At 71.4% G+C, this 25,739-nt stretch carries 17 protein-coding genes; 4 read left to right on the top strand and 13 right to left on the bottom strand.

The features are described 5' to 3' along the window. Window positions 1-23: 23 nt before the first annotated feature. Both AC07AB_RS01295 and AC07AB_RS01290 read left to right on the top strand, forming a co-directional pair. On the top strand, window positions 24-2,063 hold the full coding sequence (locus tag AC07AB_RS01295) for an SPFH domain-containing protein (protein WP_478558113.1): 2,040 nt from the start codon (window positions 24-26) through the stop codon (window positions 2,061-2,063). A 132-nt stretch (window positions 2,064-2,195) separates the two neighbouring features. After that, window positions 2,196-7,181, top strand: a complete 4,986-nt coding sequence (locus AC07AB_RS01290; RefSeq protein WP_478558110.1) for a DNA repair ATPase — start codon at window positions 2,196-2,198, stop codon at window positions 7,179-7,181. 210 nt (window positions 7,182-7,391) lie between these two features. Here AC07AB_RS01290 and AC07AB_RS01285 read toward each other — a convergent pair whose 3' ends face one another. The 5 genes from AC07AB_RS01285 to AC07AB_RS01265 form a co-directional block, all read right to left on the bottom strand. Further along, window positions 7,392-7,568, bottom strand: a complete 177-nt coding sequence (locus AC07AB_RS01285; RefSeq protein WP_478558107.1) for a hypothetical protein — start codon at window positions 7,566-7,568, stop codon at window positions 7,392-7,394. 30 nt (window positions 7,569-7,598) lie between these two features. Beyond that, complete coding sequence (locus tag AC07AB_RS01280) at window positions 7,599-8,216, bottom strand: DUF3159 domain-containing protein (RefSeq protein WP_478558104.1); 618 nt, start codon at window positions 8,214-8,216, stop codon at window positions 7,599-7,601. Between the two features lie 329 nt (window positions 8,217-8,545). Continuing rightward, entirely contained in the window at window positions 8,546-9,199 is a 654-nt protein-coding gene (locus tag AC07AB_RS01275; protein ID WP_478558101.1) for a response regulator, read from the bottom strand. Continuing rightward, complete coding sequence (locus AC07AB_RS01270; protein ID WP_478558098.1) at window positions 9,196-10,383, bottom strand: sensor histidine kinase; 1,188 nt, start codon at window positions 10,381-10,383, stop codon at window positions 9,196-9,198. The genes AC07AB_RS01275 and AC07AB_RS01270 overlap by 4 nt, the downstream gene beginning before the upstream one ends. Window positions 10,384-10,400: 17 nt before the next feature. Continuing rightward, the gene (locus tag AC07AB_RS01265) at window positions 10,401-11,045 is read right to left on the bottom strand and encodes a hypothetical protein (protein ID WP_478558095.1); all 645 of its coding nucleotides are present in this window, start codon (window positions 11,043-11,045) and stop codon (window positions 10,401-10,403) included. Between the two features lie 2,106 nt (window positions 11,046-13,151). On the opposite strand from AC07AB_RS01265, the gene AC07AB_RS01260 reads away from it, so the two are divergent. After that, entirely contained in the window at window positions 13,152-14,624 is a 1,473-nt protein-coding gene (locus AC07AB_RS01260; RefSeq protein WP_478558092.1) for an FAD-binding oxidoreductase, read from the top strand. Next, window positions 14,621-14,899: a 2Fe-2S iron-sulfur cluster-binding protein gene (locus tag AC07AB_RS01255; RefSeq protein ID WP_478558089.1), complete on the top strand. Its 279-nt coding sequence runs from the start codon at window positions 14,621-14,623 to the stop codon at window positions 14,897-14,899. The genes AC07AB_RS01260 and AC07AB_RS01255 overlap by 4 nt, the downstream gene beginning before the upstream one ends. A gap of 33 nt (window positions 14,900-14,932) precedes the next feature. Here AC07AB_RS01255 and AC07AB_RS01250 read toward each other — a convergent pair whose 3' ends face one another. The 8 genes from AC07AB_RS01250 to AC07AB_RS01215 all read right to left on the bottom strand — a co-directional run bounded on the left by AC07AB_RS01250 (window position 14,933) and on the right by AC07AB_RS01215 (window position 25,707). Beyond that, on the bottom strand, window positions 14,933-15,931 hold the full coding sequence (locus AC07AB_RS01250; RefSeq protein WP_478558086.1) for an AraC family transcriptional regulator: 999 nt from the start codon (window positions 15,929-15,931) through the stop codon (window positions 14,933-14,935). A gap of 36 nt (window positions 15,932-15,967) precedes the next feature. Continuing rightward, window positions 15,968-16,810 carry an NmrA family NAD(P)-binding protein gene (locus tag AC07AB_RS01245; RefSeq protein ID WP_478558083.1) on the bottom strand — a complete coding sequence of 281 codons (843 nt, stop codon included), beginning with the start codon at window positions 16,808-16,810 and terminating at the stop codon, window positions 15,968-15,970. Window positions 16,811-17,070: 260 nt separating this feature from the next. Further along, on the bottom strand, window positions 17,071-18,411 hold the full coding sequence (locus AC07AB_RS01240; RefSeq protein WP_478558080.1) for a cytochrome P450: 1,341 nt from the start codon (window positions 18,409-18,411) through the stop codon (window positions 17,071-17,073). A 197-nt stretch (window positions 18,412-18,608) separates the two neighbouring features. Then, entirely contained in the window at window positions 18,609-19,607 is a 999-nt protein-coding gene (locus AC07AB_RS01235; protein ID WP_478558077.1) for a hypothetical protein, read from the bottom strand. A 533-nt stretch (window positions 19,608-20,140) separates the two neighbouring features. Next, window positions 20,141-20,533 carry a formylglycine-generating enzyme family protein gene (locus AC07AB_RS01230; RefSeq protein ID WP_478559680.1) on the bottom strand — a complete coding sequence of 131 codons (393 nt, stop codon included), beginning with the start codon at window positions 20,531-20,533 and terminating at the stop codon, window positions 20,141-20,143. A 1-nt stretch (window position 20,534) separates the two neighbouring features. Further along, window positions 20,535-20,789, bottom strand: a complete 255-nt coding sequence (locus AC07AB_RS01225; RefSeq protein ID WP_478558074.1) for a hypothetical protein — start codon at window positions 20,787-20,789, stop codon at window positions 20,535-20,537. 371 nt (window positions 20,790-21,160) lie between these two features. After that, window positions 21,161-22,468: a lanthionine synthetase C family protein gene (locus AC07AB_RS01220; RefSeq protein ID WP_478558071.1), complete on the bottom strand. Its 1,308-nt coding sequence runs from the start codon at window positions 22,466-22,468 to the stop codon at window positions 21,161-21,163. Continuing rightward, window positions 22,465-25,707 carry a lantibiotic dehydratase gene (locus AC07AB_RS01215; RefSeq protein ID WP_478559678.1) on the bottom strand — a complete coding sequence of 1,081 codons (3,243 nt, stop codon included), beginning with the start codon at window positions 25,705-25,707 and terminating at the stop codon, window positions 22,465-22,467. The genes AC07AB_RS01220 and AC07AB_RS01215 overlap by 4 nt, the downstream gene beginning before the upstream one ends. Window positions 25,708-25,739 lie beyond the last annotated feature (32 nt).

Genomic DNA, 25,739 nt, shown 5'->3' with positions numbered 1-25,739 from the left:
ACTGATTCGACAGAGGTTCCGCCATGGATACCACCGCCATCGGGATCGGCGTGCTCGTCGCCGTCCTGCTGCTCGTCGCCCTCGGGGTGCTGTTCACCGTCAGCCGCCTGTTCCGCAAGGTCGAGCAGGGCCGGGCGCTGATCATCTCCAAGACGAAACGGGTCGACGTCACCTTCACCGGCTCCGTGGTGCTGCCGGTGCTGCACAAGGCCGAGTACATGGACATCTCGGTGAAGACCATCGAGATCCGGCGCACCGGCCGCGAGGGCCTGATCTGCCAGGACAACATCCGCGCCGACATCCACATCAACTTCTTCGTGCGCGTCAACAAGACCGTCGAGGACGTCATCAAGGTGGCCCAGGCCATCGGCACCCAGCGGGCCAGCGACCCGCGCACGCTGCAGGAGTTCTTCGCGGCGAAGTTCTCCGAGGCGCTCAAGACGGTCGGCAAGCAGCTGGACTTCGTCGACCTCTACACCAAGCGCGAGGAGTTCCGGGACCGGATCATCGCGGTCATCGGCACCGACCTCAACGGCTACCACCTCGAAGACGCGGCGATCGACTTCCTTGAGCAGACGCCGATGGCGCAGCTCGACTCCGCGAACATCCTGGACGCCCAGGGCATCCGGAAGATCACCGAGCTGACGGCGATCGAGCACGTGCGCACCAACGAGTACCAGCGCACGGAGGAGAAGGAGATCACCCGGCAGAACGTCGAGGCGCGCGAGGCGGTGCTGGAGCTGGAGCGCCGCCAGGCGGACGCCGAGATCAAGCAGACCCGCGAGATCGAGACCGTACGGGCCAAGGAAGAGGCAGAGACGGCGCGGGTGCAGGCCGAGGAGCGGCTGCGGTCGCACAGCGCGCACATCAAGACGGAGGAAGCGCTCGGCATCCAGGGCGAGAACCGCGACCGCGAGGTCGCCGTGGCGCAGAAGAACCGCGAGCGCGTCATCGCCGTCGAGAACGAGCGCATCGAGAAGGACCGGCTGCTGGAGGTCATCGCCCGGGAGCGGGAGACGCAGCTGCGGCGCATCGCCGCCGACAAGGAGGTCGAGGCCGAGAAGCGGGAGATCGCGGACGTCGTCCGGGAGCGGATCGCGGTCGAGAAGACCGTCGCCGCCCAGGAGGAGGAGATCAAGAAGCTCCGTACGGTCGAGGAGGCCGAGCGGGAGCGTCAGGCGCTGATCATCCGGGCCGAGGCCGAGGCGCAGGAGCGCCTGGTCAAGGACATCAAGGCGGCCGAGGCCGCCGAGCAGGCGGCCGGCCACCGGGCCGCCGAGACGCTGGCCATGGCCGAGGCCCGGCGCAAGGCCGCCGAGCTCGACGCGCAGGCCGCCGTGCAGCTGGCGGAGGGCAAGCGGGCGGACGCCGCGGCCGTCGGCCTCGCGGAGGCGGAGGTGCGCGAGCGCAACGCCGAGGCCATCGCGAAGGTCGGGCACGCCGAGGCCGAGGTGTCCAAGGAGAAGGCGTTCGCGAGCGCCGAGGGGCTGAAGCAGAAGCTGAAGGCCGAGGCCGAGGGGCTCACGGAGAAGGCGGCGGCGATGGCCGCGCTGGACGCGGCGAGCCGCGGGCACGAGGAGTTCCGGCTCCGCCTGGAGGCCGAGAAGGACATCCGGCTGGCCGGCATCGACGTGCACCGGCAGGTCGCCGAGGCGCAGGCGACGGTGCTCGCCACCGGCCTGGAGAACGCGAAGATCGACATCGTCGGCGGGGAGAGCGTCTTCTTCGACCGCCTGGTGAACTCCATCGCGCTGGGCAAGGGCGTGGACGCCTTCGTCGAGAACTCCGACGCCGTGCGGACCATGGCCGGTCCGTGGCTGGAGAAGGACGGCTCCACCTTCACGCAGGACCTCGGCGCGATGCTGACGGGCCTGGGCAGCGGGGGCCTGCGCGATCTGACGATCGCCGGGGCGCTGACCAAGCTCATCGCGGGCGGCGGCCCGCAGGCGGGCGCGCTCAAGGGCCTGCTGGAGTCCGCGCGAGCGGGCGGCCTCGCCGATGTGAAGCTGACGGACCTGGCGGGTCCGGCGCAGCTCAACGGCGTGGCGGCCGCGGCGAAGTAGCCCGGCCGAAGACCGGGCCCCACCGCGCCCCATGAGGCGCGGCGGGGCCCGCGCGGCCGAGGCTTGTCGGAACAACGGGCCCGGGCCCGGCGCGGCGGTGGCCGCGCACAGCGGAAGTACCAGGGAGTTGGGGTGGACGTGAACACCGAGGGCCAAGGCGGGCGCGCGGAGCGGGAGGCCGCCGCGGGGGCGGGGCCGGAGGCCGGTGGGCTCGACGCCGGTACGTACGAGGTGCTGCGCGACCGGCTGGCCGCCCAGGCCGCCGAGCTGGCCCGCGGCGCCGAGGCGCTGAACGCGCGGCGCGTGGAGACCTTCGGCTCCACCGAACTGCGGCTCCTGGGCACCGAGCAGATACGCACCGAGCGGCGGCGCGTGCCGCGCGACATCGTCGCGGTCGGCGGGCGCCTCCTCCTCGGCTACACCACCCCGGACAGCGCCAACACCGAGACCGCCGTCGAGGACGTCTTCGCGCTGCACACCCTGCACCGCGCGAGCGACGGCGTCACCCTCGAAGAGGCCGACGCGTCGCAGCTCCCCGAACTGCTCCACGACTCCGCCTTCCAGCGGGAGTTCGGCGAGCTGCACCGCTACTACCGCGCCGCCTCCCTCCGCCGGCTGCGGCGCGTCGACGGCAAGCTCCTCGCCGTCTTCCGGACCGGCCCGAACCCCGGCGACCTGCGCGTCCTGCGCTGGCAGCTCGCCGCCGACGGCACCCCGCGCTACCTCGACGCGCGCGGCGAGCGCGACCACGTCCTCCCGCGGTCCCAGGACATCCGGTGGACCGCCGCCACCCGCGACGACCACGTGCTCGGCCGCCACCCGCACGTCGCGATCGGCGGGGAGATCTACGTCTCCACCGTCGGCGGCGCCCTCACCGTCAAGACCGAGAACACCACCGAGTCCGGTACGGGCCTGTACAGCGAACCCGTCGAGGAACCCCTCCAGTCGCTGGCCGACGCGGACATCGAGCACGCCCGCGTCGGGCCGCTCGTCCTGCTGCGCGTACGCCCGTACAACGAGAGCGCCGACCGCCACCTCGTCTACAACGCCACCACCCGCACCGTCGTGCGCCTCGACGGCATCGGCCAGGCGTGCCTGCGCCTCCCCGACGACCAGGGCGTCATCTTCCCCGGCGGCTACTGCCTGGCCACCGGCGCCGCCCGGACCTTCGACGCCCTCGACACCGACGGCCTCGGCTACGAGGGGGCCACCCCCTCGCCCAACGGCGAGGATGTCCTCTACGCCTTCCGCGACCCCGCCGACGGCCGCACCCTGCTGCTGTCCTACAACCTCATCCGCAAAGAGGTCGCCACCCCGCTGCTGTGCCACGGCTACGCGCTCTTCGACGACGGCGCTCTCATCGCCCTGCGCGCCGACTCCGACGAGCCGTCGCTCGTGCACGCCGTGCAGACCTGGCAGAGCCCGTACGTCTCCGAGACGTACGCCGCCGGGGCCGCGGGCTCCGGGCCGCTGGAGCGGGTGGGCAACGCCGACCTGGTGCGCGGCGTCTCCGAGCTGCTGACCGTGGCGCGGACGGCCGCCGAGACCACCGGCACGCGCGCCGTCTTCGAGTCGATCACCGCCGCCTGCTCCCGGCTCACCGACCGCTTCCACTGGCTCGCGGACGACGCGCTCGGCGGCCTCCAGGAGCCCCTGGCGCGGGTGCGGGCCACCGCGGAACAGGTGCTGGCGGAGTTCGAGACCGTACAGAACCTCACCCGGCAGGCCACCGACGCGCTCGGCGAGGCGGCGGCGCACATCGCCTCGCTCGTCAGGCGCATCCGCGGCGAAGCACCGCGCAGTGCCGACGCCTGGGTCGGCCAGCTCACCGAACTGCGGCACGCCCAGGGCCGGTTGGAGTCCCTGCGCGAGCTGCGGTACGTGGACGTCGAGCGGATCGACGCGCTGGCCGCCGAGGTCGCGGACGACATCGGCGACACCGCGCAGCGCGCCGTCGCCTTCCTCCAGCAGGAGGACGCGTTCGCCGGGTACCAGGAGGATGTCGAGCGGCTGACCGCCGACGCCGAGGCCATCACCACCGTCGCCGGGGCCGTCCCGGTCGGCGAGCGGCTCGACGAGCGGACCGAGGGCCTCCAGATCCTCACCGAGGTCGTCGCGGGCCTCGACATCGGCGACGCGACCGTACGCACCGCGATCCTGGAGCGGATCGCGGAGGTGCTCGGCGGCGTCAACCGCGCCCGCGCCACCCTCGCCGCGCGCCGCCGCGAACTCCTCGACCACGAGGGGCGCGCCGAGTTCGCCGCCGAGTTCGCCCTGCTGGGGCAGGCCGTCACGGGCGCGCTGGCCGCCGCAGACACGCCCGAGGCGTGCGAGGACCAACTGGCGCGGCTGCTCCTCCAGTTGGAGAACCTCGAAGCGCGCTTCGCCGAGTCCGACGACTTCCTCACCGAGCTGTCCGCCAAGCGCACCGACGTCTACGAGGCGTTCTCCTCCCGCAAGCAGACCCTCCAGGACGCCCGCGCCCGGCACGCCGAGCGCCTCGCCGACTCCGCGAACCGCGTCCTGGAGACCATCCAGCGGCGCGCCGCCACCCTCGCCGACCTCGACGCGGTCAACACCTACTTCGCCTCCGACCCCATGGTCGCCAAGGTCCGCCGCACCGCCGACGAGCTGCGCGAACTCGGCGACGGCGTGCGGGCCGACGAGCTCGACGGGCGGCTGAAGGCCGCCCGCCAGGAGGCCGGGCGCGCGCTGCGCGACCGCACCGACCTGTACCTGGACGGCGGCGAGACGATCCGCCTGGGCCGCCACCGCTTTGCCGTCAACACCCAGGCCCTCGACCTGACCCTGGTCCCGCACGGCGACACCCTCGCCTTCGCCCTGACCGGCACCGACTACCGCGCGCCGGTCACCGACCCCGACTTCGCGGACACCCGCCCGTACTGGGACCAGCTCCTCCCCTCGGAGTCCGCCGACGTCTACCGCGCCGAGCACCTCGCCGCGAAGATCCTCGCCGACCACGACCCGGCCACGCTGTACGACGCGGGCCCCGCCGAGCTGGCCGCCCTGGTGCGGACCGCCGCCGACGCCGCGTACGACGAGGGGTACGAGCGCGGCGTCCACGACCACGACGCCACCGCGATCCTCGGCGCGCTGCTCGCCCTGCACGCGGACGCGGGGCTGCTGCGCTACCCGGCGGCCGCCCGCGCCGCCGCCCAGATCTTCTGGACGCACGGCCTGGACGGCGCGGCCCGCGAACACTGGGCGCTGCGCGTACGGTCGCTGGCGCGGGCCCGGGCGGCATTCGGACTGGCACCCGCCATCGCCGACCTGACGGACGAACTCGCCGCGCAGATAGCGGCGTTCGAGCCGCGGGAGACGGCCGCTTCAGCCGCGCCGCTCGCCGCCGAGTACCTCTTCGAGGAGCTGGCGGCCTCCCCCGAGGGTTTCGTGGCGGGGGACGAGGCGCGGACGCTCATCGAGAAGTTCCGCCGGGCGAGCGGAGGCCCGGCGTACGACGAGGAGCTGCGCGCACTCGGCGCCGGGCCCCTCGACGCCCGCCGGCAGCTCGTGGAGGCGTGGCTCGGCTCGTACTTCGCGGGGAGCGGCGAGGGCGTCGATACGGGCGTCCTCGCCGAGGCCGTGGCCATCGAGCTCTGCCCCGACGCCGCCCGCTACGACTCCGACGCCCGGCTCACGGCGCGGGTCGACGGCCTGCTCGGCGCCCACCCCCGGATCACCGGCCGCCACCTCGCCCTCCGCCTCGACGAACTCCTCGCCCGCACCCGGGCGTTCCGGGCGGAGCGGGTGCCCGGCTTCCGCGCGTACCAGCAGCGCCGCAACCGGCTCGTCGCGGCCGAGCGGTCCCGGCTGCGGGTGGACGAGTTCCGGCCCAAGGTGATGAGCGCCTTCGTCCGCAACCGGCTGCTGGACGAGGTGTATCTGCCGCTGATCGGCGGGAACCTCGCCAAGCAGCTCGGCGCGGCGGGCGACGCGAAGCGCACCGACAACAGCGGGCTGCTGCTGCTCATCTCCCCGCCGGGATACGGCAAGACGACCCTCATGGAGTACGTCGCCGACCGGCTCGGCCTCGCCCTCGTCAAGGTCAACGGGCCCGCCCTGGGACACTCCGTCACCTCGCTGGACCCGGCGCAGGCGCCCGACGCGACCTCCCGCCAGGAGGTCGAAAAGATCAACTTCGCGCTGGAGGCGGGCAGCAACACGCTGCTCTACCTGGACGACATCCAGCACACCTCGCCCGAACTGCTCCAGAAGTTCATCTCGCTGTGCGACGCCCAGCGCCGCATCGAGGGCGTCTGGAACGGCCGTACGCGCACCTACGACCTGCGCGGCAAGCGGTTCGCGGTGTGCATGGCGGGCAACCCCTACACCGAGTCCGGCGGGCTCTTCCGCATCCCCGACATGCTCGCCAACCGCGCCGACGTGTGGAACCTGGGCGATGTGCTGTCCGGCAAGGACGACGTCTTCGCCCTCAGCTTCGTCGAGAACGCCCTGACCTCCAACCCGGTCCTGGCCCCCCTCGCGGCCCGCGAGCGGTCCGACCTCGATCTGCTGATCCGGCTGGCCCAGGGCGACACGGCGGTACGGCCCGACCGGCTGTCCCACCCGTACGCCCCGGCCGAGCTGGACCGCGTCGTCGCCGTGCTGCGTCATCTGCTCACCGCCCGGCGCACGGTCCTCGCCGTCAACACCGCTTACATCGCGTCGGCGGCCCGTACGGACGTCAGCCGCACCGAGCCGCCGTTCCAGCTCCAGGGTTCGTACCGGAACATGAACAAGATCACGGAGCGGATCGCGGCCGTCATGAACGACGACGAGCTGACCGCCGTCATCGACGACCACTACTCCGGCGAGGCCCAGACCCTGACCACGGGCGCCGAAGCGAATCTGTTGAAACTCGCCGAGCTGCGCGGCGCCCTCACGCCCGAGCAGGCGGCGCGCTGGGCGGAGATCAAGACCTCGTACGTCCGCACCCAGGCCCTCGGCGGCGCCGACGACGACCCCCGCGTGCGCACCCTCGCGGCGCTGGGCCTCCTCGCCGACCGCATCGCGGCCGTCGAATCCGCCATCGTCCGCGCCGCCGAGCCGCCCGCGGCGCGGCACCGGGGGGACGGGGCGGGGGCGCAGGGGGAGTAGCCGCCAGGCGCTGAGGCTTTCGAACGCGACGTGCAGCTCGACCGGGCCGCGCGGAGCGGTGTCGGGCCGGCACAGGGCCGCTCGTCCCCGATCGGCGTCAGCTCCCCGTCGAACCTCCGGCCGCGCGGCGCCTCGGCGGCGCGCGGCCCGGCCGGCGAGACGCCGACGACGATCCGGCGCGGTGTCCCGTTCATGACGTCCTCTCGGCGGTTATCGCTTGTACGGGAAAGGGCCGGTGCGGCCCTTTCCCGTATCCCGGTCGCATTCGGTGTCCGGCACGTGGTCGTATTCCAACGGCTCTTCCCCGTGGAAACGGAACGCGGTGGGCGCTGCGAACACGTACTGCCCGTAACTCTGGCGGCGGTTCAGATCGACGATGGCGAGCATGTCTTTCCTCCGCGGTACTGCCGAGGGTTCCTAGAACTGCTCTGCGTAGTTGAGGGGCTGGACCGGCTCCGGTCGGGCGGCGCTCTCGGCGGCGGCCTGGGCGGCGACGGCGCGAGCCCGTACGCGCTGGACGTAGCGGCCGGTGAAGACGGCGGGGACGACGAACCCGGCGGCCTTGCAGAGGGTCTCGACGGGGGTCGCGGCGCCCAGCTCGGTGCAGGCGAACTGGGCGGCGGCGGAGAGGGTGAAGCTGACTGTCCACACCATGGTGATCACGGTGTTGAGGCGGATGAAGTGCGGGGCGTGCCAGACCTCCTTGGGGGCGCTGCGGCGGGCGATCCCGAGCGTGAAGGGGTTCCGCAGGGCCAGGCTGGCCCAGCCGATGAGCGCGAGCCAGGCCGCGGAGATCGCTCCGTCGTTGTCCTGGAGCGAGGAGTGCGGGTTCGTGAAGGCGAGGACGGTCAGGCCCAGGGCGTAGACGAGGGTTCCGATGTCGAGGATCTGGGCGCTGATCTCCACGCCGGCCCGGCGGGCCCGCACCAGCAGATAGAGGGAGCAGACCAGGGCGGAAAGGGCGCCCAACTGCCAGTTGAAAAAGGAGACGCCGGCGTACACGAGCCACGGGGCGAAATTGCGGAGATAGTTCATGGGAACGGGATTTCCTCTCGCTGGGCGGGGGCCGGATACGGAGTGGTTTCGGCTGCCCCGGCTTGTCCTCTGCGGCAATCTCAAAATTACGGTCGCGGGGAAGAACTGTCGTGGGGTCAGCGCCGTATCTTGCGGGTGGAGAAGGCTCTCCACCCGACGTACACCGAGGCATGCGGGAGCGCGCGCGGTAGCGCGCGGGAGGTCTGCGGGAGGCATGCGAAAAGAGCCGCACCGTCAGGCGGACGGGCGGCTAAGAGACGTCGCTACAGGTGCAGTTGACGAGCCGTCAGCTCGGCCAGGCGGATCTTTCGAGCAGGCGGATCCCTCGGTCAGGCGGATCCCTCGGGCGGCAGAACGCTCAGCGCGTAGCGCACGGCCTCGGCGCGGGAGTGCAGATCGGCCTTGGCGAAGAGGTTGTTGATGTGCGTTTTGACGGTGGCCTCGCTGATGACGAGGCGCGCGGCGATCTCGGGGTTGCGCAGCCCGTCGCCGATCAGGCGCAGCACCTCCCGCTCGCGCGCGGTGAGCATGGCGGTCTGCTCGGCGGCGGGCTTGGGCCGCCGGGTGGCGAGGGTGAGCAGCCGGCGCTGCACCTCGGGCGCGAGCACGGCCTGGCCGTGGCTGGCGCTCCGTACGGACTGCAGGATGGTGTCGCGGCCCGCGTCCTTGGTCAGATAGCCGCCGGCGCCGGCCTGTAGGGCGGCCAGGATCGATTCGTCGTCCTCGAAGGTGGTCAGGACGACCACCGTCGACTGCGGGTTGGCGGCGCGGATACGCCCGGTGGCCTCGACGCCGTCCATGACCGGCATGTTGAGGTCCATCAGGACGACGTCGGGCCGGTGCTCGGCGACGGCCGCCACCGCCTCCTCGCCGTTGGTCGCCGTCGCCACCACGTCTACGTCGTCGTCGAGGTCGAGCATGACCGCCAGGGCCTCGCGGACGGCCGTCTGGTCGTCGACGACCACCAACTTGATGCTGCTCACCTGGGCACCTCCAGCTTTACGGTCCAGCCGCTCGGTGCGGTGTCCTCGATGTCGGGTCCGGCGCGGAGACTACCGCCCACCAGGGCGGCGCGCTCGCGCATGCCGACCAGCCCCATCCCGGTGCCCTCGGCGCCGGCGCGCGGTACGGGGGAGTCGGCCGGTCCGTTGACGACGGTCAGGGAGACCGCGTCGGCGGTGAATTCGAGCGTCATCGCGCGGGCCGCTCCGGGCGCGTACTTCAGGGCATTGGTCAGGGCTTCCTGCGCCACGCGCAGGGCGGTCTGCGCGGTTTCGACGGAGACGGGCTCGGGTTCGCCGAGAACGTCGAAGGCGACCTCCTCGCCCTCCGCCATGAGCCGCAGCGTCTCCTGCAACGGGAGGGTGTCCTCGCGCAGCGCGTGCACGGCGTGCCGGGTCTCGGCGATGCTGTCGACGGCCAGCGCCCTGGCCTTGCGGACGGCCACGCGCGCCTCCTCCGCGCGGTCCTTCTGGCTGAGGGCGTCGGCCATGTCGAGCTGGAGCGCGATGCCGGAGAGGGAGTGGCCGAGCACGTCGTGGATCTCGCGAGCGATGCGCCCGCGCTCCATGAGCGCGGCGTTGCGGGCTTCGGAATCGGTGGCCCGCTCCGCCTCGGCGGCCGCGAGCTGGGCGCTCTCCAGCGCTTCCCGCCGGTCTCGTTTCGATATGCCCATATAGACGGGCAGCCCTACGGTCAGGGCCAGCCACCAGGTCCAGTAGTCGGGCGACGGGGAGAGCCGCTCGGCGATCCAGATCGTCCCGGCACTGCTGAGCGCCGCCGCCACCGCCACCCCGACGGCGGCACGCCGGGAGGCCAGCTTCACGCCCGCGGTGGCGACCGCGGAGTAGGCGAAGAAGGGGGCCACGGTGCCGGGCGCGAGGGGGAGGAGCACGGCCGCCAGGACGGCGTAGGTGCCGGAGAGGGCGATCTGCGCGCGCTGGGACAACCGGGACCAGGAGAAGACCGCTGCGAAGGAGCAGAGCGCGACCAGGACGAAGAGCGTGATGGCGAGGGGCGGGGCGACGAGGTGGGCGCCGGGCAGCTGGACGGCGGTGAGGACGGTCGCGGTGACGGAGATGAAGGGCTGGGCGAGGTCGTCGCCGTACCGGGATCCGTAACGGGAGCCGTCCCGGGGGCTCTTCGTCTCTGACCGGGTGGATGACACGAGGTGGGCTCCCGACCTCAGCTGCGGCGGTGGTCTTGGCGGGAGTCGGCATCCCGCAGCGCGTCAAGCATAGAGGCGCGCCCGGCGCGGTGGCCGCTGGAGGCGCCGCCGGAGACCCCGCTGCCTGCGAAGCGCTCCTGAAGGCTGTCCAGGAGGGGCGAGGAGGTGTGCGGCTGTCCGTCCTTGCCGGCGGTCCACACGACACGGCTGTCGGTACGTACGGCCCGCCCCAGCACGACCAGGCCCTCGGCGAGCATGCCCACGCCCACCGTCAGCAGCAGACTGTCGCTCGCGGCGCCGGACATGTGCGAGTCGACGGCTCCGAACACGAGGTTCGCCCCGATCTTCACCACGATATTCAGCACCCACAGCGCCACGGTCACCCAGGTGTAGCGCATGAACACCAGACCGTCCTGATTGGACAGCCGAATACTCATGCCGCGCAGCACCCCGAGAAGAACGCTGACCCCGGTAGTAGCCACCAGGAACACGCCGGCGGCCATGTCGAGGTGGTGCCCCGACAGGTTGGACAGCCCGACCAGCGAGAGCACGGCGGGAAGGATCAGCATCCGCTTGGCTTCGGCCGGCTCCCCCATCATCCGGCGAACCATGACGTAACACACGGCGGCAATGATCAGAACTATCTCAACGGGCCCACTCATGGCGGTGCCTCCCAATGCGGTCGATCTCCGTTAGCGACCCTTCAAAGCTAGATTTCAGCCCCGCTTTTTTCGTGGGGCGGCTGCTGTAACTACGGGTGGAGAAATCTCTCCACCCGGGGTGGGGGTGGGTGCGGTTTTGGTGGGTTTGGTTGCGCTGGTGGGGCTGCCGCGTGGGGCGGTATTGGGGGTGGTCGGGTGCGGGTTCGTCTCGGACCCTGCGGGTCCAGGGCGCCGGCAGCGGGAGGGGAGGGGGCGGGGCTGGGGCCGGTTGGCTGCCTGGGGGTGGGGTGGTGGCTGGGGTCAAGACAGGCTCCGCTGCGCTCCGCCGCTGGCTGCTGCCGCGATGGGCGGCATTGTGCTCGGTCGGCTGCGGGTTTCGTCTCGGACCCTTCGGGTCCAGGGCGCTGGCAGCGGGAGGGGAGGGGGCGGCCTGAGGTCGGTTGGCTGCTTGCGGGCCGGTCGGTGGCGCAGGTCAGAACGGCTCCGCTGCGCTCCGCCGCTGGCTGCTGCCGCGAAGTGGCTGGTCCTGGGGAGTAGCCGAAGGCCGTCGCTTGCTACTGGCAAGTAGAGTGAGGTAGGTGCCCGACAAAAGCGCCTTTTCGGGCACGAAATCAGCACTAAGTGCACTCTGTTGCCCGATCGGTCTGACCTATCGGGCATATCGGGCGCGCTGGCTGTCGGAGTGGGGTTTCCCCGGCCTCGGGCCCCCGTTTTGTGGGTGGAAACCGCCCTCGGACGGAAAGCGCGGCCAAGGCGCAGCGCAGCGCGCCGCATTGCTCGCTGTCGACACTTTGGGCCGCAGGCCCGAGACGCGCCAGCACCCGAAGTCCTCACAACAGCCACTTCGCGGCAGCAGCCAGCGGCGGAGCGCAGCGGAGCCTTCTTTGGCCCCGGCCCGGAACTGGGCGACGGTCAGCGAACCGACCCGAGCCCGGCCCCTCCCCTCCCGCTGCCAGCGCCTTGGACCCGAAGGGTCCGAGACGAAACCCGCACCCAACCACCCCCAATACCGCCCCACGCGGCAGCACCAACACCCGAACTCTCCGCACCCCGGCCGTGCGCCTGGGCTCGTCGGCCGTGGACCGCGAAAACGTGAGCAGCGGTGACGTGGGCGCCCCGCCGCACTGGCTCCAAGCTCCCCTATCCGCAGCCGTCATGGCTGTTTGCGCCATTGCGGCCGCCGCTACCCGCGCGCCATGGCGACTTCCCCTCAGGCGCGCCAAAAGCGAGTACCGCATGATGCGAGTAATTGCTCATAATTGCACTCTGAGCTGCGGTGAAAGCGCCAGGCCAGTAGTGCGCGGCACCAGCCAGCCAGCCCAGCGGACGTACGCCTCGCCGCGTCACGCCCGCACCCACACTCACGCCCACACCCCCCACTCCCGACCCCGCACCGCATCACCACCGCCGACGAGCTGGAAGCCATCGTCGGGCGGATACCGGACGTGGCGCGGATGAAGGAGATCGACGCCCTCGACGACGACTGTCGGCGCGTCATCGCCGCCTCCCCGATCGCGGGCTTCGGCTATCGCGACCGGCAAGGGCGACCGCACACGACGATCGTCGGCGGCGGCCCGGGGTTCGTCAGTGTCGAGTCGCCGCAGCGGATATCCCTCAACCTCAGGGGCCTTCCGGCCGACAGCTCAGCCCCCGGAGCCGACACCCCCACCCCGGCCCCCGGCAGCGGCGCGTCCTTCGTCTTCTTCCTCCCCGGCGTCGGCGAGACGCTGCGCCTCAACGGTTCCGTATCGACGTGCACCACCGACCGGCTCGTCATCACCGTCGAAGCGGCGTACGTCCACTGCGCCAAGTCCGTCCTCCGCTCCGGTCTGTGGCGGGCCGCGCGTCCGGCGCTCGCCGCCGAGCCGACCGAGGGGAACGGCCCCCGGGCCGACCCCGCCATCGAGGGGTTTCTGGCCTCGGCGCCCTTCCTCGTCGTGTCCTCCTGGGGCGTCGGCGGGGCGAGCGACACCAGCCCCCCGGGGAGACCAGCCCGGATTCGCACGGATCCTGGACGGCTCGACCCTGGCCATCCCCGACCGCAAGGGCAGCCAGCGCACCGGCACCTTCCACAACCTGCTGACGGACGAGACCGTCTCGGTCGCGGTGCTCGTTCCCGGCCGGTCCGACGTGCTGCATCTGAGCGGCACCGCGTACCTGACCGACGAGCCGTCGCTGCTCGCGGAGCTGGCGTCCGGTGGTCAAGCCCCGCACGCCTCCCTGCTCGTGAACGTCCAGCACGCGCACGTACAGGCGAACGACGCCCTCGAAGCGGCGCACGTCTGGGAGCGTTCCGCGCACGTGGACAGGTCCACGGTCCCCGACCTCATGGCCATCGGCGCGCAGCACTTGGCCGTCAACCAGACCGGCGGCGCGAAGGGGACGGTCGCACGGCTGCTGGGGAAGCCGCTTCTCGCGTTCCCGAATCTGACCCGCCGCATGGTCGATATCGGCTACCGACGGCAGCTCCGCAGCGAGGGGCTCGACGCCCCCGACCAGGAGCAGCCAAGCCGCCCCGCCCGGCGCGATCTTCGTCCGGCCGCGCTTCTCGGCCACCTCCCGCCCGTCGTGGGCCAGGGGGTCCAGCGGCTGAGCCGCAACCTGTCCGTCTCCCTGGCGCGCCTGGCCGACAGGCTGGAGGAGGCAGCTCAGACCAAGGGCGTACCGGGAGCGCTGAGAGCACCGGGCACACCGGGCACACCGGGCACACCGGGAGCACCGGGAGCACCGGGAGCACCGGGCGCACCGACGACGAGCCTGAAGACCACCCCACGGCCCCCCAGGGACGTACGCGTCACCGACGTCATACGCGAGACCGCCGACGCCGTCACGCTGGTCCTGGAGGACGTGACCGGGGAGCCCTTCGACTTCAAGCCGGGCCAGTTCTTCACCGTCGGAGTCCCGGACGTCACGGGCGCGGGCCCCGGCAGCCGGTACGTACGGCGCTCGTACTCGGCATCCTCGGCCCCCGGGTCGACCCGCCTCACCCTCACGGTCAAGCGCGTACCGAACGGCCTGTGCTCGGTCCACCTCAACGAGGCAGCCAAGGCCGGTGACCGGTTCCAACTGCACGGCCCGTCCGGCGACTTCTGCGTGGCGGACCCGGCGTCGGCCGGCCCCGAACTCGTACTCCTCGCCGGCGGCAGCGGCATCACCCCGGTGATGAGCATCATCCGCACCGTACTGTCCACCACCGCGGCCACCCGCCTGACCCTGCTCTACGGCAACCGCGCCGAACCCGACATCATCTTCGCCGACGCGTTGGCGGCCCTGGGCGCCGAGCACTCCGACCGGCTCACGGTCCGCCACGTACTCGCGGACCCGCCCGAGGGGTGGGCAGGCGGCACCGGGTTCCTCGACCGGGAGACCCTCCGCCGGGAACTGACCGATCTGGCTCCGTCCCCGCAGGCCCACTTCTTCACCTGCGGCCCCGAGCCGATGCTGGCGGGCGTACGCGAGACCCTTGCCGCCCTCGGCGTGACACCGGACCGTACGCACGAAGAACGCTTCGCCCAGCCCCCGCGCCAACCGCGGCCGGGGCCCCCGAGATCGACGCTGCCGCCCAGGCCGCCACCATGACCGTCCGAAACGGCCCCGAAAACCTCGGCGCGGTCGAGGTCGCACCCGGCCAGTCGCTCCTCGAAGCGGGGCTGGACGCCGACTTGCCGATGCCGTTCTCCTGCACCGCCGGCAACTGCGGCGAGTGCCGGGTGAAGCTCCTCAGCGGCGATGTCGAAATGGCCCGTCCCAACTGCCTGACCGACCGACAACGAGCCCAGGGCTACGTCCTGACCTGCGTATCCCGCCCACTCGCGCCCACCGTCATCGACATCAGCGACCCGGGCCCCGCCTGAGCGGGGGAGGGGCCTGAGGAGGTGCGTACGCGGTCACCCACCAAGCACCACGGTCTCCGCCGAAGAACTGAACGGGGCCTCCTCGGGAATCCCGCAGCCCCCAGCCCGGAACTGCTGCGGGCTCACCCCCCGAATCCGCTTGAAGGCCGCACTCAGCGCGAAGGCCCCGCTGTAGCCGACCCGCCGCGCCGCCATCGCCACCGTCGTGTCCGGCTCGCGGAGCAGATCGGCGGCGAGGGAGACACGCCAGTCGGCGAGGTAGGACATGGGCGGCTCGCCGACCAGCTGCGTGAATCGGCGCGCGAGCCCGGCGCGGGAGACACCGACGGAATCCGCGAGCGAGGCCACGGTCCAGGCAGCAGAGGGCTGTTCGTGCAGCAGCTGCAGCGCCGGCCCGACCACAGGGTCGGCCTGCGCGCTGTACCAACCGGGCGCCCCCGACCCCGGCGCGGCCAGCCAGGCGCGCAGGACATTGACGAGCAAGAGGTCCAGCAGCCGGTCGAGCACCAGCCCCTGACCGATCTCGTCCTTGCCGATCTCGTCGGCGAGAATCCGCACCAACGGGTTGTCGCCCGTCCCGACAGGCCGTACGAGCAGCACCGGCAGCGCGGCCAGCAACCGCCGCCCGACTTCGCTCGGAGCCTGGTACGTACCGCTGAGCATGACCGACGCCCCGGCCCGCTCCTCCTCACCCCACGTACGGACGCCCAGAGCCGTACTCTCCGTGACGTCCTTGCCGTCGGCGACAGTGCTGCACCGTTGATCGGGACCGACGAGGATCTGTACGGGCGTCCCCGGCCGGTCGGCGATGGTGTAGGCGTCGGGGCCCCGGAGCAGCGCGACGTCACCGGGGCGCAGCAGATGGGGGCGCGCGTGGTCCGGGTACACCCACGCGTCGCCGCGCACCATGGTCACCACGGAGATCGGGGCGCGGTCCTCGATCCGTACGGACCACGGCGGATTGAGGACCGTCTTCATCATGAACGCGTCGCGGGCTTTGGGACCGTCGAGCAGGCAGGCCATGGTGTCCACGTCAGCACCCTAGGCATCGGTACGGGGCGGTGGGTGTCAGGGGGAGGACCAGACCCCGGTAGCCGCCGCGTCGCGCGCGTAGTCGGAGAAGTCGCGGGGCGCGCGGCCCAGGACCTCCGCGACACCGTCCACGAGGTGGGCGTTACGGCCGTCGGTGATCAACGCGAACAGGTCGGCGAACTCGGCCGGCGCCCCGCTCTCCGCCAGCGCGACGCGGTACTCGTCGAGAGGGACCGGGACGTAGTCGATCCGGCGGCCGGTGGCCTTCGACAATTCGGCGGCCACCTCCCGGAAACTCAGCAGCCGGGGCCCGGACAGTTCGTACGTCTTGCCGATGTGCCGGGTATCGGTGAGCGCGGCCACCGCCACGTCGGCGATGTCGTCGGCGTCCACGAACGGTTCGACGGCCTCTCCGGCCGGAAGCACGATCTCGCCGCCGAGCACGGCCTCCAAAAAGAAGCCTTCGTCGAAGTTCTGGTTGAACCAGCCGGCCCGTACGACCGTCCAGTCCGCACCGGACTCCTTGAGCCTCTCCTCACTGACCCGGGCGCCCTCCTCACCCCGCCCGGACAGCAGCACCAACCGCTGCGCCCCCCGCTCCACCGCGACCCGCGAGAACTCCCCGACGGCCTCGGCCGCCCCCGGAACGCCGAGGTCCGGGAAGTAGGTCACGTACACGCTCCGCACCCCTTCCAGCGCGGGGGTCCAGGAGGACGGGTCCTCCCACACGAAAGGCCGATCCGCCCTCCGGCTCCCGATCCGCACCTCGCACCCCCGGGCGGCAAGCCGCTCCGCGACCCGCTGTCCGGTCTTGCCGGTACCGCCGATGACGAGTGTCTTTCCCTCAACTGCCGGTGTGTTCTGCACTTTCTGCGTCATGAGACACAGTCAAGTCCGCACCTCTGAGCCGGAACATGGCCACGAAGCTCAATTCCATACGCGTGCGTCCACGCACCTTCGGCGGCAGGGAGGGCTTTCACACGCAGAACGCCCGCTGACCACGTTTCCGCAGATCAAGGGCGGCCGGCGTGCTGCGACGAGGCGGTGGAGCCGGGAGCGCGCGGTGTGCGTCGGTTTGTGTGCGGCCTTGGCGGCGCGTGGGGCGGTTTTCTGCGTCGGGCCGGGCGGCGGCCCCTTGCTCAGTTCCGGGCGGAGACGACCATGGGCATGCGGTCGGGGAACGCCATGGAGGCCAGGGACTCGCGGGGTGGCGGGCTGCCCGGCACCGGGCGCAGTTTCCAGCGCTGGAGTACCGCGGCCAGGGCGACCGTCGCTTCCGCCCAGCTGAAGGTGTCGCCGATGCATTTGCGGGCGCCCGCGCCGAAGGGCATCTTCGCGATCCGGGGGCGCTCGGCGCTGCGTTCGGGCAGCCAGCGGTTGGGGTCGAAGGTGTCGGGCCGGTCGTAGAGCGTGGCGCTGCGGTGCATTGCGTACAGGCTGAAGGCGACTTCGGCGCCGACCGGGATGTCGTGGTCGCCGAGCTGGACGGGTTCGATGGTGCGGCGCATGAGCAGTGTCACGCCGTGCAGCCGGACCACTTCGTCGAGGACGCGCTGGGTGGCGGTCAGCGCGCCCATGTCCGCGGCTGTGACGGGTCGGCCCGCGAGGACCTTGTCGTATTGCTCCAGGAGTTCCTGTTCGACGGCGGGGTTCTCCGCGATGTGGTGGAAGGCCCACGCGAGGGTGCTGGCGGTGGTCTCCGAGCCGGTGAACAGGAGCGTGACGAGCTCGTCGCGGACTTCCTCATCGGTCAGGCTCTCACCGGTGTCGGCGTCATGGGCGGAGAGCAGCATGGAGAGCAGGTCGCTGGTGGACTTCCCGTCGGAGGTGCGCGCGGTGGTGACGACATCGTCGATGATGTGGCGCATGCGGGCGGCGGCCTGGTCGAGCCCGCGCCAGATGGGCAGCTTCTCCAGCAGTTTGGGGGTCGCGGTCCGGTAGAGCATCTGCCGCAGGATGATCGGCAGGTCCGCACGTACGGATTCCACCGCGGAGCGGCTGATGTTCGAGGCGAACAGCGTCGCGGAGAGCGCCTCGATGGTGTATCCGAGCAATTCCCGGCCGACGTCGAGGTGCTGGCCCTCGGTGAAGGAGTCGGTCAGGGTCTGGGCCTGGTCGCTCATGGCCTGCACGTAGTCGGCGATGCGCTCGCGGTGGAACATCGGCTGGACCAGGCGCCGGTGGCGGCGGTGAATTTCCCCTGAGGCGTTGGGCAGTCCGTTGCCCATCAGCGGCCGCACTTTGTCGAACACGCGGCCCTTCTCGAACCGGCGCCCATGGCCGACCAGAACTTCGTGGATCATTTCGGCGCTGGTGGCCACGTAAATGGGCATTCGGCCGACGTCGACCCTCACCACGTCGCCGGTGTTCTCCAGGCTGCGCAGAAAGGCGAACGGGTCGCGCTTCAGCTGCCAGAAGTGGCCCACCAGCGGCAGTCTGCCAGGGGCGAGGGGTATGGAGGTCGGCTTTGATGGGGTCACGGGAATCCCTCTCGCGAGCGTTCACGTCAGCCGGCCGCTACCTGTCCACCCGGACGACGCGGATCCAGTCGGCTTGGGCCGGCGGCGCGGTCAAGCGAGGGGGTTCGGAGTCTTGTCAGAGTCTTGTGGGGCATGGCTCCCCTGGGCTGTCACCGATGGTCGACCTTGCTGCCAGGGACTGCGCACGCCAGGGCCGTCTACTGGTGAATGGCCTTCTCGACCGCGTCTGTAATCGGGTAACTGTCTGGATAGACTTCCCACCAGCGGTATCGCTTCACGTGGAGATGCCAGTAGATGAATCCTTGCATGTAATTTTCCAGGAAAGGTCGCTGTTCCTCGTTGCCGAGGTCCATGATGCGGCGGTAGGCGCCGATCCCGGAAGTGAGCGTGTCCCGGTAGCACTCGGCATACGACTGCCCGTGGCGGATGGCATTTCGATAGATGCGGCTCACGGCGAAGTCGTGCTCGTCGATGGCTTCTTTGTAGAACGACAGGAGGTCGTTGAAGTCGTTCAGGAATTTGACCATGGAGGAGAGCGTCGGAGCCCAGAAGTCCATGTTGCGGCTGAAGGAGAGGCATGGGTCCAGGAACTGGAGCATGGTGAACCACATCTCACAGAACCCCGTGAGGCTCCGGACGTACTGGGTGTCGATGCGGTCGTTCACATCCTCGGCGAACTCGTTCTCAACGACGCACCCGAGCACCCCCATGCAGAAGAACACCCCGAAGGGGCCCATGAATTCTTTGTCGCCGAATTCTCCCAGTTCGTTCAACATCATATCCGCGTAGGCCCCGAGCCGCGATGCCTCGGATGGCTCTTTGGTGACGTATCCCCGAAGAAGGTTGAACGAGTCGTTCCGGCTCCGGCAGCAGATGTCGTCAGCGTACGTTCCGAACACGTAGGCGCGACTCAGAGCCAGTGCCAGTTTGTCTTCAGAAGTGGGAAGTTGTATCACGCGCATGAGGACGAGATCTTTGATCAGCGTCCTGGGTACATTAATTCCATAAGCCTGGAACTCGGCGGTAAGCACTTCTATCTCCCGGGCGATCTGCGTAGGGTTCGCCTGGGGTGTGTACGGCCGGGCTATTTCAGTGGCCCGATCGAAGAGGCCGGAGCGGATGGCATCTCCGACCATCGACCGGTATTCGGTGTTCGCGATGTGGCGGAGGTCGGGGGAAGTATTGTTCACGAACAATGGTGGACTCCTGTCCGAATATCCGAATATCCGAAAGCGTTTCGTGGATTCGCCGGCCCAGATGGCATCCGGCGCCCCGCCGGCTCTGGGGCGGCCGCGCATCGACCTGGTGCCGCACCCGGGGCCGAACCCGGGCCTGGATCTGCACCCGCAGCCCGCGTCCCGTCTGCTCCAGTGACCGTACGGCCGGTGCCGACACCACCACTACGCACCTCTCTCCCGCCTCCAGCCCATTCACCGGGACGGGGGCGGGCCCGCACCGGCCGCTGCCTCCCACGTGAACTTCTCAGGGCGGCCCGGCACAAGGGGGGTTCGCAACCAGGGCGTGAACGCGTTGAACGCTCGTGTGTTTGTGAAATGCGGAGTGAGGTGGGAGTGACGCTTGTCCACATAACCCAGCCCGTGGGGCGCCACCTGGTCGCAGGGTCTCGACCAAGGGCACCCGAGTCACTCATTGACGGCTGCCACCAGCACCGTTGCCTCGTCACGCCGGGCACTCGGCGCACACGGGAGAACGATGAACCCCACTCCTCTCACAGGTCTCGCACGAGTCGGAAGCCGAACATGTTGGTACGGGCCTCGGAGGAGAGATAGCCGCTGCGGTAGGCGATGCGCAGGTTCTGCGGCTGATAGTTCCAGGCGCCGCCGCGCACCACGACGAAAGGCGCCTCGCCGTGCCGTACCGATGCGTCGGCGCTCGCGCTTTTGAGGCTGTTCACCCAGGTATCGGCGACGAATTCCCGTGCGTTACCGGTCACGTCGTACAGGCCGAAGGCATTGGGCTTGAATGACGCGACGGGAGCGGTGTGCGCATAGCCGTCGTGGACACCCGGTACGTGAGCCCATTCCTTGGGGCCCGCCCTGAAGCGGTTGGCGGCGAAGGCGTCTTCGTCGTAGGTGTTGGCATAGGCGCCGGCCGACTTGATGTCATCGCCCCAGACCGAGCGTATGTCCGGCGAGGTGTACGGCCAGGGTGTGCGGACGGTTCCCGGCCAGGACGGCGAGTGGTCCCTCGCGCTCTACGCTCCCGCACAGGGCGGAAGCCATGCGCGAAGTGATCTGGGCCAGGTCCCGGTAGGTCCACCGCTGGGCGCCGTGCGACACCGCCAGGCGAGTGGCCCAACGGCTGGTAGCCGCGTTCAGCAGTTGCGCCACATAGCTCGCTTCCGTGCTCGCTTCCATGAACGTTCCTCACGGTGAATCCAGGACGGCAAACGATCAACATGCTGTGATGTGCCCGTTCGCCGGTGCTGGCACCCCGCCTCTACGCGTCTCTCACCTGCGGGGAGCAATCGAGCCCACGTCCACCGGGAACGCCACGGCCATCGAAGATCGAAGGTGGCGTCTTCTTCACTTGTCGGGGCGCCCCGATGGGTTTCGATTGAAGACTTCTGCCCGGCCGAGCCCGCGCTGCCCGGCCGAACTCGCGCCGTCCGGTGCCCGCGTCGCCCGGCCGAACTCGCGCCGCTCGGTGACCTGCGCTGCCTGGTGCCCGCGTCGCCCGGCCGAACCCGTGCCGCTCGGTGACCCCCGCCGTCAGACCCGCGCCGCGTTCAGCGGAGCAGCAGAGCCGCGTCCCACGGCAGTGCGCCGACGGGTGCGGACGGGTTCAGGGCGAAGTGCAGCGCGAGCGCGACGCCCGCCGCCCCGTCGAGGAACCCGGGCCGGTGCACCGTGGCGGGGCCGACGGAAGCGGCGGCAGGCCACAGAAACGGGTGCTCCGGATCGGCGGCCCGTACCAGAGCGGCGGTCAACTCACCCACCCGTCCCGACAGTTCCTCGCCCCCGGGCTCGCGGGCCATCAGGGTGACCACGGTGGTCAGTCCCCCCAGGCCGTGGCAGAGCGTGGCGTCGTCGAAGCCGCGCGCCCCGAGCGGCCGGTCGCAGGCGGCGGCGACGGCCGCCACCGCCTGCCGGTTCCACTCGGGCTCCGCCAGGGCGAGGGCGGCCAATTGGAGGGAACGGGCCACGCCGGGCGACCCGTAGCACCACCCGGCGCGGACCTTGCCCAGGTCCGGACGGTCCCCGGAGGCCGCCGCCAGCTCCGCGTCGAGGGTCACGATGTTGGGCCAGCCGATGCGGTCGGCGCTGCGGCGGGCGAGCAGCCACTCGGCGATGTCGCGGATGGCCCGCTCCTGGCCGGGAACGCGTACGCCCGCGTCGTAGGCCACGGACAGCAGGGCGAGCGGCCCGGGGATGCCGTGCGCGAGACCGGCGTTGAAGTGGCCCCCGGGGATGCCGTCCGGCTCGCTGATCAGGATCGGGTCGGCGGTCCACCAGCCGGGCACGCTCCGCCCGCCGGGGCCGGCGACCGGGCGGGTGAGCGCGACGAGGTGGGTGAGGACCAGTTCCGTGGTGTCCCGGTGCGCGGGCCCGGCGGCGAGCAGCACCCTGCCCAGCCCGGAGAGCCCGCCCACGACGTCGTAGCCGGCCATGTGGGCCCCCGCCGTCCCGGCCGCGATCCGGGGCGCGTCCTGATCGACCAGCTTCCGGGCGACCACCGCGACCTGCTCGTCGAGCTTGGTGAGGAGACCCGCGTACTCGCCCGGCCTGGTGACGGCGGCCCGGGCGGCGAATGCGACGGCGGGCAGCCCCAGATACAGACCTTCGCGTGCGGGCCTGCGTACCGCGGTGACCGCCGCCGACAGATGGGCGTACGCCGTCCGTGCGTACTCGGGCGAGCCGTGGGCCAGCGCCGCGAAGAGGAGCCCGACCCCGGCGTGTCCGTCCGCGAGGGACTGCGGGTGCCACAGCATGCGCGTCTCGGCCAGGTCGGGGTGCTCGCCCGCCGTCACCTGCGCCGCGAGCGCCGCCGGATCGGACAGCCGCTGTGCGAGGAGTGCGACGAGGTCGTTACTCATGAACGTGCCCTTTCCCTGTCGAGGTGCGCCTGGACGGCGCCACGGGCCACGGCGAGCGCCTGGGCCTCGGCCGTGCGGTCGGCGCCGAGCCGCCGGTTGCAGTGCATGTGGACCAAGGAGGCGAGCACCGCGTCGGGGGAGACACTCAGGGCGCCCCGCTCCTCCACTTCCCGTACGAGGCGCCCGAACCGCCGCGGCGCCGCCCGGTAGGACTCGTCCCATGCGTCCGGGGCGCCGTCGCGGGTGATCCGCGCGAGTGCGGCGCCGCGCCGCGCGGCGAACGCCTTGTGATGCTGTTCGCGCTTGGGGTACGTGGCGGTGAGCCAGTGCCGCCAGTCGCCGCCGTAGCCGTGGTGGAAGGACCGGACGAGGAGCGCCACGTCGTGCGCCGCCGACAGGATGCGGTCGTCCGCCGGGGCCGCGAGCCGCTCCAGGACCAGCAGGCTGTCCGCGTGGAACACCTCCTCGGCCGCGTCCAGGAGCGCCGCACCGCCGTAGCGTTCCGTCTCGGGGGAGTAGCTGTCGAGCCGCAGGCCCCGGGCGAGTCCGGCGCGGGCCAACTCGCCGGCCAGGTCGTGCAGTCGGGGCAGCAGGACGCCGTTGAGCAGGGCCGGGTCCCCGTGCAGCCGCAGTCGCAGATGGGGGTGCGGGTCCGCGTACCGGATGAAGAACCAGCGGTCGACGCCGCCCGCCGTGTCGGGCGACGTGTCCGGCGATGAGGGAGGCGACGAGGGCAGTGACGAGGGCAGTGGCGAGGGCAGTGAAGACGGCAGTTCGGTGAGGAAGCGCCGGAGCGGGCCGGTCAGGAGTTCGTCCTGGCGCTCGGCGGAGGAGTAGAGCGCCGCGTAGAGCCAGGGGCCTCCGGGCGGGATCTCGCCGGTGCCGTGGCGCACGGTTGTTCCGGAGGCGCGGGCGACCGTGGCGGCCTTGGCAGGTCGGCGCGGAGTGGCCCGGGCTCGGCACGGCGTCAGTGTCACTACGGCCTCGACGTCGTGGGCCCCGCCCGGACCGTGCAGCCAGCCGCCGTCCACGTCCTGCCCCGTGGGCGGTTCGTGGACCACGGCGACGCCCGAACGCTCGCACTCGCGCCGCAGGATCTCCCGATGCGCGGGGACGGTGAGGTTGAGGGGGATGCGGTGATCGCCGAGGGCGAGCTGGACGTGGTCCGGTACGCCCCACAGCGCGCGCCAGTCGTCGAGCGGCGGGCTCGTGGCCTCAAGGCGCCAGCGGGCCGGACTCAGTACGGTGCGGCCGGTGCGCAGGGCGGGCAGGAACGGCAGGCCTTCGGCGGCGCCCCAGTCCCACAGGCGCCACTGCCTGCGGCCGAACGCGGCGGCCTCGATGAGGAAGCGCACCGCGTTGGGCGCGGCCAGCTCGCGGTTGAGTACGTGGAGCGCGGAGGGCGTCACCTCGCGGCCGAGCGCGGCCGAGGCGATCCGGAAGCCCTCGGAGTCGGCCGACACCAGGACGTCGTCGAGCGTGAGGTCCGTGACGCCGGGCGCGGCCGGTCCGGGGTGGGCCCCGACGACGAGCCGACCGTCCAGCCAGGTCGGCACCTGCGCCACGTTGGCGTGCCGATGGTGCGCCGCCTGGTGGTGGACCTGGACGGGCAGCCGTCCGGTGTCCTTCCGGGCGGCCCGTACGGTCCGGCGCATCGCCTCGGCCTGTTCGGGCGGCAAGAGGTGGGCGAACCGGCCCATGAGCCCGCCGGCAGCGGTGGCCGCTCCGTTCAGGGTCAGGGTGAAGTCGCCCCGGTCCACGGCGGTCGCCGACTCCGCCGCGATCTGCACGTTGAGCTCCAGCGGAGGCGGTACCGCGGTGTCGGAGGCGTCGGCGGCCGCGTCGGTGTCGCGGTCGGCGTTCTCGAACCTGCTCAGCCACTCCTCGCCGAGGACCACTTCGCGTACGCCGCGCGCCTGGGCTTCGGCGGCGAGCCCGAGGAGCAGGCGCTGCCGTGCCGCGCCGAAGGGGAGCGGGTCGGGGGCGGGCCGGTGGCTCGGCGGCAGCCGGTAGCCGGCCGGGGCGCCGAGGCCGACGTCCGGATCGAGGAGCTCCTTGACGGGTACGAAGCGCCCGAGTCCGTAGCGCTCCACGAACTCCTGGTGGTACGTGGAGAGACGGCCCGGCCCCGGGGGCGAGAGCCGCCACAGCGCGGCGGCGGCCTCTTCGAGCTCGCGCGCCACGTCCCGCGACAGTACGACGGTCCCGTCGAGGCGCAGATCGACCTGGAAGGAATGGGCGGGCGTCGTCGGCGCTGCGGCGCCGCTTCCGGACGGGATGGACGCGGCGGTCCCAAGTGCCGTGTGCCAGGCGGGTGTTCCTGCCCCGAGAGGGGTGTCGCCGTAGTCGGCGAGGGCCGAACGCAGCGCGGCGACCTGCCCGGCGGCGGTCGAACCGGTCGGGAGGAGGTGCTCGACGTGTGCCAGCGGGTCGGTGGTGTCCAGGGGCGGTCGCAGATCCGTCAGCAGCACCTCGGCCGCGATGAGCTGGGCGATGAGGCCGCGCACGGCGCCGTCGGGCGCTCCGGGGAAGTCCGCTTCGACGTGCCGGACGAGTTCGCCGTACGGGAGCGGGCGGGCGGTCGCCTCGACCGCGGAGCGTACGACCGGGGTGTACTTGAGAGTCCGTGACTTCGGGAGGCCGTCATCGGCCGGGGAGTCGCCCGAGGGTAGGGCGGACCCGAGGCGGGGGCCGTCGGGGGCGAACGGCAGCACCAGGCGCCCGCCGCGCACGAAACAGAGCCCGTTCGCCACGATGCTCAGCCCCGGGAGCACCGCGGGGTCGCGCTCCCACGCGGCGACCCGTTGGGAGAGCCAACTCGCGTCTGGCCGGGCCGCCTTGTGGCCTTTGCCGGTCAGTTCGCCCTTGGTGGTGTCGCCGAAGGAGCCCCACAGGACGCCCGCCATGAGGCCGAACGGCGTGGGGCGGGACGCGGCCCTGAGCCGGTAGCGCGTCACGGCCCGCAGCGCCTTGCGCAGGTCCGAGGCTGCCACCGCACGCCCCGAGAGCACGGCGTCGGCGGTGCGGGCGAGCGAGGGGCTGGAGACCTCGACCGCCTCCCTGAACCGGTCGTCGGCGAGCGCCCTGGCCAGGCGGGTGCGGAGCACCTCGGGGCTCTGCGCGTCGTTCTCGGTGTCCCACCAGGTCGCGCGTACCTCGTCCCGCGCGAGCAGCGGCGCACGCAGGAGCATTCCGTCCGCGCAGCGGAACAGCGGTTCCGTGCTCTGGCCACCCCGCATGTCTGTCACACCCCATTACTGGCTGCACTGTG

This window comes from Streptomyces sp. NPDC044033 (genome assembly GCF_056434425.1).
Note: the sequence above shows the minus strand (reverse complement) of the source record. Positions and strands in the feature narration are given on the sequence as shown.

Coding starts and splice junctions, on each gene's coding strand:
- AC07AB_RS01225 (WP_478558074.1), bottom strand. CDS start 20,789: ATGGAAGCGAGCACGGAAGCGAGCTATGTGGCGCAACTGCTGAACGCG.
- AC07AB_RS01215 (WP_478559678.1), bottom strand. CDS start 25,707: ATGCGGGGTGGCCAGAGCACGGAACCGCTGTTCCGCTGCGCGGACGGA.
- AC07AB_RS01245 (WP_478558083.1), bottom strand. CDS start 16,810: ATGACGCAGAAAGTGCAGAACACACCGGCAGTTGAGGGAAAGACACTC.
- AC07AB_RS01295 (WP_478558113.1), top strand. CDS start 24: ATGGATACCACCGCCATCGGGATCGGCGTGCTCGTCGCCGTCCTGCTG.
- AC07AB_RS01280 (WP_478558104.1), bottom strand. CDS start 8,216: ATGAACTATCTCCGCAATTTCGCCCCGTGGCTCGTGTACGCCGGCGTC.
- AC07AB_RS01255 (WP_478558089.1), top strand. CDS start 14,621: ATGACCGTCCGAAACGGCCCCGAAAACCTCGGCGCGGTCGAGGTCGCA.
- AC07AB_RS01265 (WP_478558095.1), bottom strand. CDS start 11,045: ATGAGTGGGCCCGTTGAGATAGTTCTGATCATTGCCGCCGTGTGTTAC.
- AC07AB_RS01285 (WP_478558107.1), bottom strand. CDS start 7,568: ATGCTCGCCATCGTCGATCTGAACCGCCGCCAGAGTTACGGGCAGTAC.
- AC07AB_RS01220 (WP_478558071.1), bottom strand. CDS start 22,468: ATGAGTAACGACCTCGTCGCACTCCTCGCACAGCGGCTGTCCGATCCG.